This window comes from Streptomyces sp. NPDC021020 (assembly GCF_044333285.1).
Classification (GTDB): domain Bacteria; phylum Actinomycetota; class Actinomycetes; order Streptomycetales; family Streptomycetaceae; genus Actinacidiphila.
Genome location: NZ_JBIRQQ010000006.1, coordinates 327,792 through 342,493, shown reverse-complemented (window position 1 = coordinate 342,493; position 14,702 = coordinate 327,792). Strand labels below are relative to the sequence as shown.

The 14,702-nt window shown below is 73.6% G+C and carries 15 protein-coding genes; 7 read left to right on the top strand and 8 right to left on the bottom strand.

Going from position 1 to position 14,702, the window contains the following annotated elements; translation table 11 throughout:
• Nucleotides 1-73: 73 nt before the first annotated feature.
• Nucleotides 74-556, top strand: a complete 483-nt coding sequence (locus ACH4SL_RS20145) for an Lrp/AsnC family transcriptional regulator (RefSeq protein WP_398447296.1) — start codon at nt 74-76, stop codon at nt 554-556.
• A gap of 112 nt (nt 557-668) precedes the next feature.
• Here the strand turns inward: ACH4SL_RS20145 and ACH4SL_RS20140 are convergent, their stop codons facing one another.
• Both ACH4SL_RS20140 and ACH4SL_RS20135 read right to left on the bottom strand, forming a co-directional pair.
• Nucleotides 669-1,256 carry a TetR/AcrR family transcriptional regulator gene (locus ACH4SL_RS20140; RefSeq protein ID WP_398447294.1) on the bottom strand — a complete coding sequence of 196 codons (588 nt, stop codon included), beginning with the start codon at nt 1,254-1,256 and terminating at the stop codon, nt 669-671.
• Complete coding sequence (locus ACH4SL_RS20135) at nt 1,253-2,779, bottom strand: 3-hydroxyacyl-CoA dehydrogenase (protein WP_398447292.1); 1,527 nt, start codon at nt 2,777-2,779, stop codon at nt 1,253-1,255. Before ACH4SL_RS20135 ends, ACH4SL_RS20140 begins: the two co-directional genes overlap by 4 nt.
• 238 nt (nt 2,780-3,017) lie before the next feature.
• Here ACH4SL_RS20135 and paaN point away from each other — a divergent pair, with 238 nt between their 5' ends.
• Entirely contained in the window at nt 3,018-4,700 is a 1,683-nt protein-coding gene (gene paaN, locus ACH4SL_RS20130) for a phenylacetic acid degradation protein PaaN (RefSeq protein ID WP_398447290.1), read from the top strand.
• Nucleotides 4,701-4,722: 22 nt separating this feature from the next.
• Here paaN and ACH4SL_RS20125 read toward each other — a convergent pair whose 3' ends face one another.
• The 3 genes from ACH4SL_RS20125 to ACH4SL_RS20115 all read right to left on the bottom strand — a co-directional run bounded on the left by ACH4SL_RS20125 (nt 4,723) and on the right by ACH4SL_RS20115 (nt 7,660).
• Entirely contained in the window at nt 4,723-5,523 is an 801-nt protein-coding gene (locus ACH4SL_RS20125; RefSeq protein ID WP_398447285.1) for a TrmH family RNA methyltransferase, read from the bottom strand.
• Between the two features lie 83 nt (nt 5,524-5,606).
• Nucleotides 5,607-6,998 carry an HTTM domain-containing protein gene (locus ACH4SL_RS20120; protein WP_398447283.1) on the bottom strand — a complete coding sequence of 464 codons (1,392 nt, stop codon included), beginning with the start codon at nt 6,996-6,998 and terminating at the stop codon, nt 5,607-5,609.
• Entirely contained in the window at nt 6,995-7,660 is a 666-nt protein-coding gene (locus ACH4SL_RS20115) for a DUF5819 family protein (protein WP_398447281.1), read from the bottom strand. Before ACH4SL_RS20115 ends, ACH4SL_RS20120 begins: the two co-directional genes overlap by 4 nt.
• Before the next feature lie 221 nt (nt 7,661-7,881).
• Here ACH4SL_RS20115 and paaA point away from each other — a divergent pair, with 221 nt between their 5' ends.
• The 5 genes from paaA to ACH4SL_RS20090 are packed head-to-tail and all read left to right on the top strand — an operon-like array spanning nt 7,882 to nt 11,496.
• The gene (gene paaA / locus ACH4SL_RS20110) at nt 7,882-8,904 is read left to right on the top strand and encodes a 1,2-phenylacetyl-CoA epoxidase subunit PaaA (RefSeq protein WP_398447279.1); all 1,023 of its coding nucleotides are present in this window, start codon (nt 7,882-7,884) and stop codon (nt 8,902-8,904) included.
• Nucleotides 8,901-9,203, top strand: coding sequence for a 1,2-phenylacetyl-CoA epoxidase subunit PaaB (gene paaB, locus ACH4SL_RS20105; RefSeq protein ID WP_398175032.1), 303 nt, complete (start codon nt 8,901-8,903; stop codon nt 9,201-9,203). The genes paaA and paaB overlap by 4 nt, the downstream gene beginning before the upstream one ends.
• Nucleotides 9,200-9,925: a 1,2-phenylacetyl-CoA epoxidase subunit PaaC gene (gene paaC, locus ACH4SL_RS20100; RefSeq protein ID WP_398447277.1), complete on the top strand. Its 726-nt coding sequence runs from the start codon at nt 9,200-9,202 to the stop codon at nt 9,923-9,925. Before paaB ends, paaC begins: the two co-directional genes overlap by 4 nt.
• Entirely contained in the window at nt 9,919-10,437 is a 519-nt protein-coding gene (gene paaD / locus ACH4SL_RS20095) for a 1,2-phenylacetyl-CoA epoxidase subunit PaaD (protein WP_398447274.1), read from the top strand. Before paaC ends, paaD begins: the two co-directional genes overlap by 7 nt.
• The gene (locus tag ACH4SL_RS20090; RefSeq protein WP_398447272.1) at nt 10,438-11,496 is read left to right on the top strand and encodes a 2Fe-2S iron-sulfur cluster-binding protein; all 1,059 of its coding nucleotides are present in this window, start codon (nt 10,438-10,440) and stop codon (nt 11,494-11,496) included.
• A gap of 55 nt (nt 11,497-11,551) precedes the next feature.
• Here ACH4SL_RS20090 and ACH4SL_RS20085 read toward each other — a convergent pair whose 3' ends face one another.
• The 3 genes from ACH4SL_RS20085 to ACH4SL_RS20075 all read right to left on the bottom strand — a co-directional run bounded on the left by ACH4SL_RS20085 (nt 11,552) and on the right by ACH4SL_RS20075 (nt 14,364).
• Nucleotides 11,552-11,884, bottom strand: a complete 333-nt coding sequence (locus ACH4SL_RS20085; RefSeq protein ID WP_398447270.1) for a rhodanese-like domain-containing protein — start codon at nt 11,882-11,884, stop codon at nt 11,552-11,554.
• Between the two features lie 67 nt (nt 11,885-11,951).
• Nucleotides 11,952-12,794 carry a hypothetical protein gene (locus ACH4SL_RS20080; protein ID WP_398447268.1) on the bottom strand — a complete coding sequence of 281 codons (843 nt, stop codon included), beginning with the start codon at nt 12,792-12,794 and terminating at the stop codon, nt 11,952-11,954.
• A gap of 166 nt (nt 12,795-12,960) precedes the next feature.
• Nucleotides 12,961-14,364 carry a DUF2252 domain-containing protein gene (locus tag ACH4SL_RS20075; RefSeq protein WP_398447266.1) on the bottom strand — a complete coding sequence of 468 codons (1,404 nt, stop codon included), beginning with the start codon at nt 14,362-14,364 and terminating at the stop codon, nt 12,961-12,963.
• Between the last annotated feature and the right edge of the window lie 338 nt (nt 14,365-14,702).

Below are 14,702 nucleotides of genomic sequence, written 5' to 3'. Positions count from 1 at the left end.
TCCGCCTGTGGACAAACGGTTCTGCACAGCCTGAGATGGAGCCAGTACGTCCATGGTAGGGAGCTTCCGGGGGATGGCGAGAGAACAGATGGCCGACCAGGAGCCGCCGGCGCGGCCGCTGGACCCGATAGACCGCACGATCCTCCGGCTGCTCCAGGAGGACGGCAGGGCCTCGGTACGGTCGGTGGCCGAGCGGGTGCACGTGTCCCGGGCGAACGCGTACGCCCGGATCAACCGGCTCATCGAGGACGGGGTGATACGCGGCTTCACGGCCCGGGTGGACCACGAGCGGGCGGGGCACGCCGCCTCCGCCTACGTCACCCTCAAGATCGTCCAGAATTCCTGGCGGACGGTGCGGGAAAAGCTCGTGACGCTTCCGGGCGTCGTCCACATCGCCCTGGTCAGCGGTGATTTCGACGTCCTGCTGCTGGTGCACACGGTCGACAACCGCAGCCTGCGGGAGCTGGTGCTCACCCGGCTGCAGTCGATCGAGGAGGTGCTCAGCAGCAGGACGCTGCTGGTCTTCGAGGAGACGGACCTGGTGGTCGGGGACTGACCCGGCCCCGGCACGCGACCGGGAGTCCTCGGCCGCCCCCGGTGCCGCGCGGCCCGCCTTGGCCCGTCCGGGTGAAAGGCGCCGATCAAGCCGTGGCCCCGGCGGCGGCCGGCTACGCGCGCAGTCCGTCGAAGGCCAGCCGCACCACGGCGTCGGCGACCTGCTCCCGGTCCAGCGCGCCCTTCGCGGCCGGCCGGTACCACTCGGCTATGGAATTGATCATCCCGAACAGCAGCCTGGTCGCCAGCCGGGCCTCCACGTCCGTCCGCAGGTCCCCCTCCGCCACCGCGGCCTTGAGCAGCTCCGCGACCCGCTGGTCGAACTCCCGGCGGCGCTTCATGGCCCAGCGCTCGGTCGTGGTGTTGCCGCGCACCCGCAGCAGCAGCGTCACATAGGGGAGTTCGTCCATCAGGACCACGGCCGTGCGCCGGATGACGTACTCCAGCTGCCGCACGGCGGAACCCTCCGCCGCCGCGGGCTCCCCCAGGATGCCGAAGAGCGCGTCGAGAGCGCGTCCCACCGCCCGGTGGAGCAGCTCCTCCTTGCCGCGCACATGGTGGTAGATGGACGACTTGGAGATCCCGGCCACGCGGGAGAGGTCCTCCATGGACGTGCCGTCGTAACCGCGCTCGTTGAAGACCTCCACGGCCACGGCGAGCAGCGAGTCCGGCGTATAGGTGTCGCGCTTCGGCATGGTCATGAGGAGATCACATCCTGCTCCGCCCACGCGCGCCGCCTCAGCCCCTGGCTGGGGGCGTAGCGCCCGGTGGGGTACATGTCGTGCATCCCCTCCAGCACATCCACCACGTATTGCGCCGAGATCCGGTCGCACCACTCCAGCGGGCCCAGCGGGTAGTTGACCCCCAGCCGCATCGCGGTGTCGACGTCCTCGGCGGAGGCCACCTGGCGCGCGACCGCGTCGGCCGCGAGGTCGGCCAGCATGGCGACGGTCCGCGCCACGATCAGGCCGGGAGCGGTGTTGACGACGCTGACCTCCTTGCCGAGCGCCTGGAAGAGGCCGACGGCGTGCGCCACCGCGTCCGCGTGCACCCCCGGTTCGGGTGCCAGCGCGATCCGGGTGGCGGCCCGGTAGTCGGCCGAGAGGTCGAAGCAGATCTCCGGTTCGTCGCTCTCCCGGCCCGCGGCCAGGCGGAGCAGCGTCCCGTCGGGCAGCACGAGCGCCCCGTCACCGCCCACGGGGTCCTCGGCGACCTCGACACCGGCCTCCCGCAGCATCGGTACCACCTCCTGCGCCGGCCCCAGGCCGCCGCGCACCAGCACCCTGGTCGGCGCCAGGGCGGGTTCGGCGGTGTGCGGCCGGTGGTCGGGGTCCGCGGTGCCGCCGGGGCGGCCGTCCGCCGGGTACGGATACCAGCCGCGGCCGGACTTCCTGCCGAGCCGGCCCGACTCCACCAGGCGGCGCTGGGCCAGCGACGGGGTGAACTTCGGGTCGTGGAAGAAGGCCTCCCAGACCGTACGGGTCACCGCCTCGTTGACGTCCTGGCCGATCAGGTCCATCAGCTCGAAGGGCCCCATGGCGAAGCCGCCGCATTCGCGCAGGACGGCGTCGATGGTCGCCGGGTCCGCGACCCGCTCCTCGTAGAGCCGCAGGGCCTCGGCGTAGAAGGGGCGCGCGATGCGGTTGACGACGAAGCCGGGGGTGTCCGTGCAGCGCACCGGTGTCTTGCCCCACGCGGTCGCCGTGTCCGCGGCGCGGGAGACGGCCGCCGGGGAGCTCTCCGCACCCGCGACCACCTCGACCAGCGGCAGCAGCGGGGCCGGGTTGAAGAAGTGCATCCCGACCAGCCGGCCCGGCAGCCGCAGCGCGCCGCCGATGGCGGTCACCGGCAGCGAGGAGGTGTTGGTCGCCAGCAGGCAGCCGTCCGCGACGACGTCCTCCAGGCCCGCGAAGAGCGCCTGCTTGGCGGTCAGGTCCTCGACGGCGGCCTCCACCACGAGCGCGGCGTCCGCCAGCTCGGCCGTGCTCTCCACGGGCACGAGCCGCGCCAGCGCCTCCTTGTGCTCGCTCGGGCCGAGCCGTCCCTTGGCGACCAGCCGGTCGAGGCGGCCCGCCACGCCGTCGGCGGCGGCCCGGGCACGGCCCGGAAGGGCGTCGTGCAGCAGCACCCGGTGGCCGGCGAGCAGCGCGACCTGCGCGATGCCCTGGCCCATGGTGCCGGTGCCGACGACGGCCACGGTGCTGGTGCGGTCGATCCCGGTCACGCTGTCCCCTGTTCCCTCTCACGGCGTCCTGCCCGTGCCTGCCCGTCCACGGTCGCCCCTCCCTGTCCGTCCCCGTCCCGGCCCGTCGCGGCGCTCCCGCTGCCCGGCGGCACGGCGGCCGCGACGGGCCCGGAGAGTTTTCCACAGGCCGGGTCGGCCGCCCTTGTCCCGACCGACCATTCGGTTAATCTAGCTGTGTCGCCCTCACTCCGCGCAGCTCGACGAGGAGTTGGTCCCATTGTCCGCCGGTCTCTCCCCCCAGTCCCTGGCAGAACGCCACCGCGCCACCCTCGACACGGCGCTGGACACGATCAGGACGCGCGGCTTCTGGTCGCCCTACCCCGAGCATCCGAAGGCGTACGCGGACGCGGAGGAGGGCAAGGCCGCCTTCGACGCGCTGCTCGGCCGGCGCTTCGCGTTCACCGCCGAGCAGCCGGGCACGGACGAGTGGACGGGCGGCGAGCGCTCGCCGTACGGCGTGGAGCTGGGCGTGCAGTATCCGCACCCCGACCCCGACGTCCTGCTGCCCGCGATGCGCGCGGCGATGCCCGCCTGGCGGGAGGCCGGGCCCGAGACCCGGGCGCTGGTGTGCCTGGAGATCCTGGCGAGGATCAACGCGCGGACGCACGAGATGGCCCACGCGGTCATGCACACCTCGGGCCAGGCGTTCACCATGGCTTTCCAGGCCGGCGGGCCGCACGCCCAGGACCGCGGCCTGGAGGCGGTGGCGTACGCGTACGCCGAGCAGGTGCGCGTGCCCGGCACCGCCGAGTGGGTGAAGCCGCAGGGCAAGCGGGATCCGCTGGAGCTGCGGAAGTCCTTCACGGCGGTGCCGCGCGGCATCGGCCTGGTGATCGGCTGCAACACCTTCCCGACCTGGAACGGCTACCCGGGCCTCTTCGCCTCGCTGGCCACCGGCAACGCGGTGCTGGTCAAGCCCCATCCGCGGGCCGTGCTGCCGCTGGCGCTGACGGTGTCCGCCGCCCGTGACGTACTGGCCGAGGCCGGCTTCTCCCCCGACCTGGTGTGCCTGGCCGTGGAGCGCCCCGGCGAGGGCCTGGCCAAGACGCTGGCGGTACGCCCCGAGGTCCGCATCGTCGACTACACCGGCTCGACCGCCTTCGGCGACTGGCTGGAGGCGAACGCCCGCCAGGCACTGGTCTTCACCGAGAAGGCGGGCGTCAACACGGTGGTCGTCGACTCCACCGACGACTACCGCGGCATGCTCGCCAACCTGGCCTTCTCGCTGTCCCTCTACAGCGGCCAGATGTGCACGACCCCGCAGAATCTGCTGATCCCGAGGCAGGGCATCGGCACCGAGGCGGGCCTGCGGACGTACGACGAGGTCGTCGCCGACCTCGCCGCCGCGGTGGAGAAGCTGCTCGGCGACGACGCGCGGGCCAACGCGCTGCTCGGCGCCCTGGTCAACCCGGAGGTGAAGGCCCGGCTGGAGGCCGCCCCCGGCATGGGCGAGGTGGCACTCGCCTCCCGGGAGGTCGTCCACCCCGACTTCCCCGGCGCGGTGGTCCGCACCCCGGCGCTGATCCGGCTGGACGCGGCGAAGCCGGACAGCGAGGCGCTCTTCACCGCCGAGTGCTTCGGTCCCGTCGCGTTCGCCGTCGCCGTCGACTCCACCGACGAGGCGCTGCGGCTGCTGCGCCGTACCATCCACGACCACGGCGCCATGACGGTCGCCGGCTACACGACCTCGCCCGAGGTCGAACGGCAGCTGGAGGAGGTGTGCTTCGAGGAGTGCGCCCAGCTGTCGCTCAACCTGACCGGCGGGGTGTACGTGAACCAGACGGCCGCCTTCTCCGACCTGCACGGTTCCGGTGGCAATCCCGCGGCCAACGCGGCGCTGTGCGACGCGGCCTTCGTCGCCGGCCGCTTCCGGACGGTGGAGGTGCGCAGGCCCGCCTGAGCCGCCCGCCGCCGGTCCGTGTTCAGGAGCGGCCCGGTACCAGCGGGGAGCGCGAGGTGGCGGCCCAGTGGTAGAGGGCCATGCCGACGCTGGTGGCGAGGTTGTAGCTGGACACCTGCGGGCGCATCGGCAGCGCCACCAGGGCGGTGGCACGCTTCCGCAGGTCGTCGGACACACCGTGGCGCTCCGAGCCGAAGACGATCAGCGCGTCGTCCGGCAGCGCGGTGGCGCGGATGTCCTCGCCTTCCGGGTCGAGGACGTGCAGCGGGCCCGGCGGCAGCCCGTCGGGGCCGGTACGGGCCACCGCGGTCGCGTAGTGCAGCCCGGCCCCGGCGCGTACGGCGTTGGGGTGCCAGGGGTCCAGGTCCCCGGTGGTGACCACGCCGGTCACGCCGAAACCGGCGGCGAGCCGGACGACGGCGCCGACGTTGCCGAGGTTGCGGGGCTGGTCGAGGACGACCACGGGGGCGCGCCGGGGCAGCGCGGTCAGCGCCGCCGTGCGGAGCGCGGGGTCGGGGGCGGCGGCAAGGGCGGCCACCGCGGTGGGATGGACCCTGGCCACCAGGCCGCGCAGCTCGGCGGCCGGGATCTCGGTCACGCACGCCCCGAGGGCGGCCGCCAGATCGGGCGCGAGATCGGCGGCGAGCCGGAGGACGGCCTCCTTGTCGCTGCTGACCGCGACATGGACACCGGCGCCGAAGCGCAGCGCGTGCTTGAGGGCGTGGAAGCCGTCGAGCAGCACCGCGTCCGCGGCGTGCTCGTGCCAGCGGGTCACGGCGGACCGCACCCCGGACAGCCGGAATGCGGCCTGCTCGTCGCTCATGGCGCCAGCCTACGGCCGGATGCGCGGCCGTCCGGCCGTCGCGGGGACCGCGGACCGCGCACCGCACGGCCGGACGGCCCGGGTCAGGCCAGGTCGGTCACCGGCTCGGCGGTCGGAGTGCCGCCCGCGGGGGCGTCGTCGCCGGCCTGCCGGCTGCCCGGGATCTCGGCCGTCTCCCGCGGCCCGGGGGAAAGGTGCAGCAGCCGGGCCACCTGCTGGCCGAGCCAGCGCAGGAAGTTGGTGGGCAGGAAGACGGAGTCGGCGGCGATCATCGCCAGCGAGAAGATGGGCAGCCCGAGCACGATCGCGATCGACGCGTGCTCCAGCATCATCGCCCCCAGCAGCACGTTCTTCACCTTGCGGTTGAAGAGGGTGAAGGGGAAGGCGACCTGCACGATGACCGTGCCGTAGGTGATCAGCATGACCATCAGCGAATTGCCCGCCAGGGCGTGCGAGAGCGAGGGCCACGGGGTGAAGTCGTCCAGGTGGAGCGGGTAGTAGAGCGCGGTGCCGTCCTCCCACCGGCTGCCCTGGATCTTGTACCAGCCGGCCGTGGAGTAGATCAGGCAGACCTCCACGACGATCACCAGCATGGCGCCGTTGTGGATGACGTTGGCCATGATGTCGAGCACCGAGCGCGGCTCACCGGGCGCGTAGCGGCGCACCGCCCACCACAGCGCCTGGAGCAGCAGCCCCGCCCACAGGGCCACCTTCCACTCGGTGGAGAGCTTGCCCATCGACGTGGCGAGGACCAGGCCGGCGGCCAGCAGCACCCACAGGCCGACGCCCAGCGGATCGCTCCCGGTGCGCGCCGGCGCCAGGTCGGCGGAGATCTCCGGATCCGCCGCCGCCCGCGCCCCGGCCTTGGCCGCGGCCCGGTCGGCGAGCCTGCGGTCGACCGACCAGACCTGGCCGCAGCGGGTGAAGACCAGGTAGATGGCCATGAGGTGGACGACGTTGTCGCCGCCGTCGCCCATGAAGACGCTGCGGTTCTGCAGCGACAGCACGCCGATCATGAAGAGCACCGACGCGGTCCTGGTGCGCCAGCCCACCAGCAGCATGGCGCTGCTGACGATGGCCACCGCGTAGACCAGCTCGAACCAGCCGCGGCTGTCGCTCCATATCAGCGCGGTGAAGGCGTGGTTGCCGGTGATCAGCCGCTTGGCGAGGTCGAAGCTCCACGGGCTGTCGGGGCCGTAGAGCTCCGAGCGGTGCGGGAATTCGCGCAGCAGGAAGAGCAGCCAGGTCAGCGCGAAGCCGATCCGGACGATCGCGACCTGGTAGGGGCCGAGGGCGGAACCGGTGACCTTGGCCAGGCCCTGGGCGATAGCGCGGTCGACAGCGGCGCCGAGCCCGGCGAAGGGCGAGGGCACCGGGCCGTCGTCCTTGCCGAGGGCGTCGGCCGCGGCGTGGCTGCCTCCGGTGGCGGGGGCGTCGGCGGCCGCGGGTCCGGCGGGGGTGCGGGGGTCGCTCACGAGGCCTTCTCCTGCCCGGCAGGGGCCGCGGGGAGGACCCACCACGGCAGCTCACGGTAAGTGGTCGTGGTGTCGGGGGCCTGGCCGCTCCAGCCGGGCTTGGCGACCGGGGTCACCGCCCCCCGGGCCTGGATGCGGACGACGGTCCCGCCGTTGAGGTGCGAGCCGAGGCGCTGGGCGATGATGTTGCGCAGGTAGGTGTCGCTCAGGTCGCTGCCGTTGCCCGAGGTCGGCTGGTTCTGGTCGTTGTGGGTGTCGGTGTAGTAGCCCCAGGCGCGGCGCAGCTCGTTCTGGTCGGTGTGGCTGGGGATCGGGTTGTGGCGCATGGCCGCCACGTCCAGCGCCGTCAGGTCCACCCATCCGGTGGTCTGCGTGCTGCCGTCCGGCTTGCGGACCTCCGCCCTGGCCTGCACATGATTGTTCTGCTGGACCGGGTCGGGCGCGAAGAGCTTCCAGTTCTGCTCGAACTCGGGATAGATGTAGTCGCTCACCGCCGCGGCGTGCTGGGTGTTGAGCGTGTTCGACGGCGAGACGTGCAGGAACACCATGCCGAGGTGGAAGAGCGCTCCCACGGCGACGACGCCGACGGTCACCGCCACCGTTATTCGTGCGGGCAGCGACAACGTCGCCACCTGGGGCGTCGACCCCTCCGCTGACTGCATCGTCTCTCCGCTCTCGTGTCGTCGCACCAGGCGCGCTCGTACCGGGCAGCACGCTACCCATCCGGGGGTCCGGCGGTGACCATACCGAGTTATCCACAGGTGACGGAATGCCTTGACACCCCCACGACCGGCCCCCGACCATTGAATAGACCGAACGATCGGTCGGCTCACCGGCAAGGCAGGCAGGACAAGGCAGGGATCCGCGCGAAGGAGGCGTCCGCATGACGACCACGGCGACCACGACGACGGGCAGGGCGGCGGGCGCGGCGGCCGCCGGGCAGGACGTCGGCGCGCTCACGGCGGCCTTCGACGCGGCGGTGGCCGACGAGGTCAGGATCGAGCCGCGGGACTGGATGCCGGACGCCTACCGGGACACCCTGGTCCGCCAGATGGCGCAGCACGCCCACTCGGAAATCATCGGCATGCAGCCCGAGGCCAACTGGATCACCCGCGCGCCCTCGCTGCGCCGCAAGGCGATACTGATGGCCAAGGTCCAGGACGAGGCGGGCCACGGCCTCTACCTCTACAGCGCCACCGAGACCCTGGGCGTCAGCCGCGACGACCTGCTGGACAAGCTGCACGCCGGCCGCCAGCGCTATTCCTCGATCTTCAACTACCCCACCCTCACCTGGGCGGACGTCGGAGCCATCGGCTGGCTGGTGGACGGCGCCGCGATCACCAACCAGGTGCCGCTGTGCCGCTGCTCCTACGGCCCGTACGCGCGGGCGATGGTGCGCGTCTGCAAGGAGGAGTCCTTCCACCAGCGGCAGGGGTACGAGCTGCTGCTCGCCCTCAGCCGGGGCACCCCCGAGCAGCACGCCATGGCGCAGGACGCGGTGGACCGCTGGTGGTGGCCCTCGCTGATGATGTTCGGCCCGCCCGACGACGAGTCGGCGCACTCCGCCCAGTCGATGGCCTGGCGGATCAAGCGCCATTCCAACGACGAGCTGCGGCGCCGCTTCGTGGACATATGCGTCCCGCAGGCGGAGATCCTCGGCCTGACCCTCCCCGACCCGGATCTGCGGTGGAACGAGGAACGCGGCGGTTACGACCACGGGCCGATCGACTGGACGGAGTTCCGCGAGGTGCTGCGGGGCAACGGGCCGTGCAACCGCGAGCGGCTGGAGCGCCGCCGCGCGGCGCACGAGAACGGCGCCTGGGTGAGGGAGGCGGCGGCCGCCTACGCCGCCAAGCACAGCACCCGGCGGGCGGAGCAGCACGAACGGCAGGAGGAGAGCGCATGAGCGGGCAGCAGCAGCCGGGCGGCGAGTGGCCGCTGTGGGAGGTCTTCGTCCGCAGCCGGCGCGGGCTGAGCCACACCCACGCGGGCAGCCTGCACGCCCCGGACGCCGAGATGGCCCTGCGCAACGCGCGGGATCTCTACACGCGCCGCGCGGAGGGGGTGTCGATCTGGGTGGTGCCGTCCGCCGCGGTCACCGCCTCCTCCCCCGACGAGAAGGACGCGTTCTTCGAGCCCGCCGCCGACAAGCCGTACCGCCACCCGACGTTCTACGCGATCCCCGAGGGGGTGAAGCACCTGTGACCCCGCCCGCCACCACCACCGCGGCCGCCGCCCTCGCGCTGGGCGACGACGCCCTCGTGCTGGCCCAGCGGCTGGGGGAGTGGGCCGGGAACGCCCCGGTGCTGGAGGAGGACGTAGCCCTCACCAACATCGCCCTCGACCTCCTCGGCCAGGCCCGCACCCTGCTCTCCCTGGTCGGGGACGAGGACGAGCTGGCCTTCCGCCGCGAGGCCCACCAGTTCCGCAACGTCCAGCTGGTGGAGCGGGCCAACGGCGACTTCGCCGACACGATCGCCCGCCAGCTGTACTTCTCGGTCTACCAGGAGCTGCTGTACGGGGCGCTGGCCGGCGGCGGCAGCGAGCTGGCGCCGCTGGCCGCCAAGGCGGTCAAGGAGGTCGCCTACCACCGCGACCACGCCGAGCAGTGGACACTGCGGCTCGGTGACGGGACGGAGGAGAGCCACCGCAGGATGCAGCGCGCCCTGGACGAGCAGTGGAGTTGCACCGGGGAGCTGTTCGACCCGCTGGACGGCCTCGCGGTGGAGCTGCCCGCGCTGCGCGGGGCGTGGCTGGAGCGGATCGGGGCGGTCCTCGACCGGGCGACCCTCACCCTGCCCCAGGGCAGCAACCGTACGGCGTGGTCGGCGGGCGGCGGCCGGCAGGGCGTCCACACCGAGGCCTTCGGGCGGCTGCTGGCCGAGATGCAGTATCTGCACCGCGCCCACCCGGGGGCGGCATGGTGAGCGACAGCCCGCTGGAGCGGGAGCTGCTGCGGCTGGTCGGCGAGGTCCCGGACCCGGAGCTGCCGGTGGTGTCGCTGGCCGATCTGGGAGTGCTGCGCGGCCTGGAGGTCACCGGACCGGGCCGGGTGGAGGTCGAGCTGACCCCGACATGGACCGGCTGCCCGGCGCTGGACACGATGGCGGCCGACATCACCCGGGTGCTCACCGAGCGCGGCATGTCCGACGTGGAGGTCCGCACGGTGCTGGCGCCGGCCTGGACGACGGACGCGATCAGCGCCGAAGGCCGCCGCAAGCTCGCCGAGCACGGCGTCGCGCCGCCCCGGCCCGGGGCGGGTCCGGTCGCCGCCGCGGCCGGCCGGGGAGCGCCGGTCGCCGTGGACCTGGCGGTGCGCTGCCCGCACTGCGGCTCCACCGAGACCGTGCTGCTGAGCCGCTTCTCGTCCACGGCGTGCAAGGCGCTGCGCCGCTGCGAGTCGTGCGGCGAGCCGTTCGACCACTTCAAGGAGGTGTGAATGTTCCATCCGCTGCGGGTGGCCGAGGTCAGCCCGCTCACCGACGACTCGGTGACCCTCACGTTCGAGGTCCCCGATGAGCTGCGCGCGGCATATCGCTACGCGCCCGGCCAGCACATCGCGATCCGCCGCAGGGTGGGCGGCGCGGAGATCCGCCGCACGTACTCGCTGTGCGACCCGGTGGCCGCGGGCGCCGGTCCCGGACCGCGGCGGCTGCGGGTGGGGGTGCGGCTGGTGGAGACGGGCGAGTTCTCGACGTACGCCCTCAAGGAGCTGGCGCCCGGTGACGTGCTGGACGTCATGACGCCCGCGGGCAGGTTCGTGCTGGAGCCGCGGCCCGGCCGCTTCGCCGCGGTCGTCGGCGGCAGCGGCATCACCCCGGTGCTGTCGCAGGCCGCGACGCTGCTGGCGCGGGAGCCGCGGGCGCGGTTCTGCCTGATCCGCAGCGACCGTACGGCGGCCTCCACGATGTTCCTGGACGAGGTGGCCGAGCTCAAGGACCGCTGGCCCGACCGCTTCCAGCTGGTCTCCGCGCTCTCCCAGGAGGAGCAGCAGACGGGGCTGCCGTCCGGGCGGCTGGACACCGGACGGCTGGAGGCGCTGCTTCCCGCGCTGCTGCCGGTCGCGGCGGTGGACGGCTGGTATCTGTGCGGTCCGCTGGGCCTCGTCGGCGCCGCCGAGCGGGCGCTGCGCAAGCTCGGTGTGCCGCGGTCGCGGGTCCACCAGGAGATCTTCCATGTGGACGAGCCGCCCGCGCCCGGCCCCGCGGCGGCGATACCCGGTGGCGGTACGGTCCGGGCGACGCTCGACGGCCGGGCGGGCAGCTGGCGCGCGCAGGCCGGCGAGACGGTGCTGGAGACGGTGCTGCGCAACCGGCCGGACGCCCCGTTCGCCTGCAAGGGCGGGGTGTGCGGGACGTGCCGGAGTCGACTGGTGTCGGGCGAGGTGCGGATGGACCGCAACTTCGCCTTGGAGCCCGAGGAGACGGACGCCGGCTACGTCCTGGCCTGCCAGTCGCACCCGCTCACACCCGAGGTCGAGGTCGACTTCGACGCCTGACCGTCCGGCGGGATCGGCGGGTCCCGCCGACGGACCGGCGGAGCGAGGGTCGCTGTCAGACCACGAAGCCCGCGGCGCCGTCGCCGGTGACGACCGGGCGGCCCGCGGCCTCCCAGTCGAGCATGCCACCGCTGACGTTCACCGCCTCCCGCCCCTGGGCGATCAGGTACTGGGTGACCTGGGCGGAGCGGCCTCCGACCCGGCAGACCACATGGAGCGGGGCGCCGTCCGGCACCTCGTCGATCCGGGCGACGACCTCGGCCATGGGGATGTGGACGGCACCTGCGGCATGGCCGGCCGCCCATTCGTCGTCCTCGCGGACGTCGAGCAGGACGGCGTCGGCCGGTACGGCGGCGGCGTCCACCGAGGGCAGCTGGGAACGGAACATCGGGCTCGGCCTCCTGGGGCGCGGGAGAGCGCGGTGACGCGTGGGCAAGGACTCTCGCAAAGCTACCTCAGCCGTCGGCCGGGTCCCGGACGAGTTCGGCGAGCCTGGCCTCGCGCTGGGCGACCTGGCCGAGGAGCTGCTCGGCGATCTCGTTGAGCAGCGCGTCCGGGTCGTCGGGGGAGAGCCGCATCATCTGGCCGATGGCGCTCTCGTCCAGCTCGGTGGCCATCGCCGACAGCATCTCCTTGCGCTCGGCCAGCCACTCCAGCCGGGCGTAGAGCACCTCCGCCTCGCCGGGCAGGTCCGCGAGCGGTACGGGCCCGGCCTCCCACTCGGCGGCCAGGGCCTGGAGCGCGTCCTCGTCGGCGTAGGCGTAGGCCTCGTTGACGCGGGCGATGAAGGCGCTGCGCCGCTCCTTCTCCTCCTCGTCGTCCTGCGCGAGGTCGGGGTGGGCCTTGCGGACCAGTTCGCGGTAGAGCCGCTGGGCCTCCTTGCCGGGCCGGACCCGGCGCGGGGGGTTGGGGTCCTCCACCGGGCGCACCCCGTCCGAGCCGAGCAGCCCGCCGAACAGCTCCTCCACGCCGGGCATGGGCATGACGAGGGCGCGGGCCTCCCACGCCCGTTCGATGTCCGCGCGGTCCCCGCTGTGGGCCGCGACCGCCTCCGCGATCAGCGCGTCCAGCTCGTCGAGGCGCGCGTACATCGGGCCGAGCCGCTGGTGGTGCAGCCGCGAGAAGTTCTCCACCTCGACCCGGAAGGTCTCCACGGCGATCTCGAACTCGATCAGTGCCTGCTCGGCCGCGCGCACCGCCTTCGCCAGCCGCTCCTGCCCGGCTGACGCGGGCGCGGCACCGGGCACGGCGGCAGGGCCGGTCGCGGCGGCGGACTCGGTTCCGAAGGTGTTCGTCACCCGGACAGCCTAGGCCCTGTCCCGGTGGCCGCGCCGAACGCGCCGGACGCGCGCGAGGCGACGGCGCACCCGAGGCCCGGTCCCGGGCGGGGGGGCGCTCAGTCCTCCTGCCTCGGCGGCCAGCAGGGCGCGCTCAGCCCCCGTCCCGGCAAACGGCAGTGCCGCCTCAGTCCTCCGTCTCGGCGGCCAGCCGCCCGCTGCGGACCGCCGCCAGGAGGTCGGCGTGGTCGGCCTCGGTCCGGTCGGCGTAGGCCACCGCGAAGGCGGCCACCGCGTCGTCCAGCTCCTCGTTCTTGCCGCAGTAGCCGGCCACCGCGCGCGGGTCCGCGCTGTGCGCGTGCGCCCTGGCCAGCAGCGCGCCGGTCATCCGGGCGTAGTCGTCCAGCAGTCCCGGCGGCAGGGTCGCGGGGTCCACGCTGCCCTTGCGGTTCCGGAACTGCCGCACCTGGTACGGCACACCGGCCACGTCGGTCCAGCCGAGCAGGAGGTCGCTGACGACCTGCATCCGCTTCTGGCCGAGCACGACCCGGCGCCCCTCGTGCGCCACGGGCTCCGGGTCGAAACCGGCCTTCGCGAGGTGGGGCAGCAGCGCCGAGGCGCGGGCCTCCTTGACCTGGAGCACCAGCGGCTCCCCCAGATGGTCCAGCAGCAGCACCACGTACGACCTCGTCCCCACGCTGCCGGTGCCGACCACCCGGAAGGCGACGTCGTGCACGGCGTAGCGCCCGAGCAGCGGCAGCCGGTCCTCACCGACCGTGCGCAGGTAGCCGTCCAGCGCGCCCGCGACGGCCGCGGCCTCCGCGTCCGGTATCCGCCGCAGCACCGGCGGAGCGTCGGTGAAGCGCCGCGCGCCCCCTTCCAGCGCCTCGGTGGAGCGCGCCGCGAATTTCGCGCTGGTGTTGCGCCGGGCCTTGGCGGAGACCTGCTCCAGCGTCCCGGCCAGGTCGTGGGCGCCGGCGTGCGCGACCAGCCGCTCGTCGGCGATGGCGTTCCACGCCTCGTGCACCGGGAGCTTGGCGAGCAGCCGCATCGTCCGCCGGTAGGCGCCCACCGCGTCGTACGCCGCCGCCCGGCAGACGTCCTCGGCGGCGCCCGCCTCCCGCCCGGCCAGCACCAGCGACACCGCCAGCCGCAGCACGTCCCACTCCCAGGGGCCGCGCGCGGTCTCGTCGAAGTCGTTGATGTCCATCACGAGGCCGCCGCGGGCGTCGCCGTAGAGGCCGAAGTTCGCCGCGTGCGCGTCCCCGCATATCTGGGCGGCGAGACCGGTCACCGGGCGGTCGGCGAGGTCGGCGGCCATGAGCCCGGCGGAACCGCGCAGGAAGGCGAACGGGCTCGCGGCCATCCGCCCGACGCGCAGCGGCACCAGCTCGGGTATCCGCCCCGCGTTCGACTCCTCGACGGCGGCGACCGCCGCGCTCCCCGCGCCGCGCTCCCGCCACGTCCACAGCTCCGGCCGCCCGAAGACGGACCGCGGTACGTCCTCGCGCAGCGCCTTGCCCTGCTGCTTCGCCGACCGCTCGTGCGGCCAGCGCGCGAACCCCGCCACATGCGGCACCCGTGCGTGCACCGGACAACTCCCCCCAGCCGTCCGCGTCAGCGGACATCCCGTGATGTAACCCACAGCGGGGGTCAATCCGGCTGTTCGTCCGCCCCCGCCGCCCGATCCGTGCTTGCCTTGAATCCCAGAGGACCCTACTCAGCGGCGAACCGCAGGTGCACGACGTTGGACGACATCAACCGGCATCCCGCAGCCACCGATGCAGATGATCACACGGAACGTCCCACACCCCAAGACCCGCACGACGGTCAGGCACACCCCGCCACCCGCCCGGCCCCGGAGCTCCCGCGGCCTGCCGGTCACCGGTTAACCGGAGCGCCCCCCGCGGCCGCCACCGCGCCGGGACA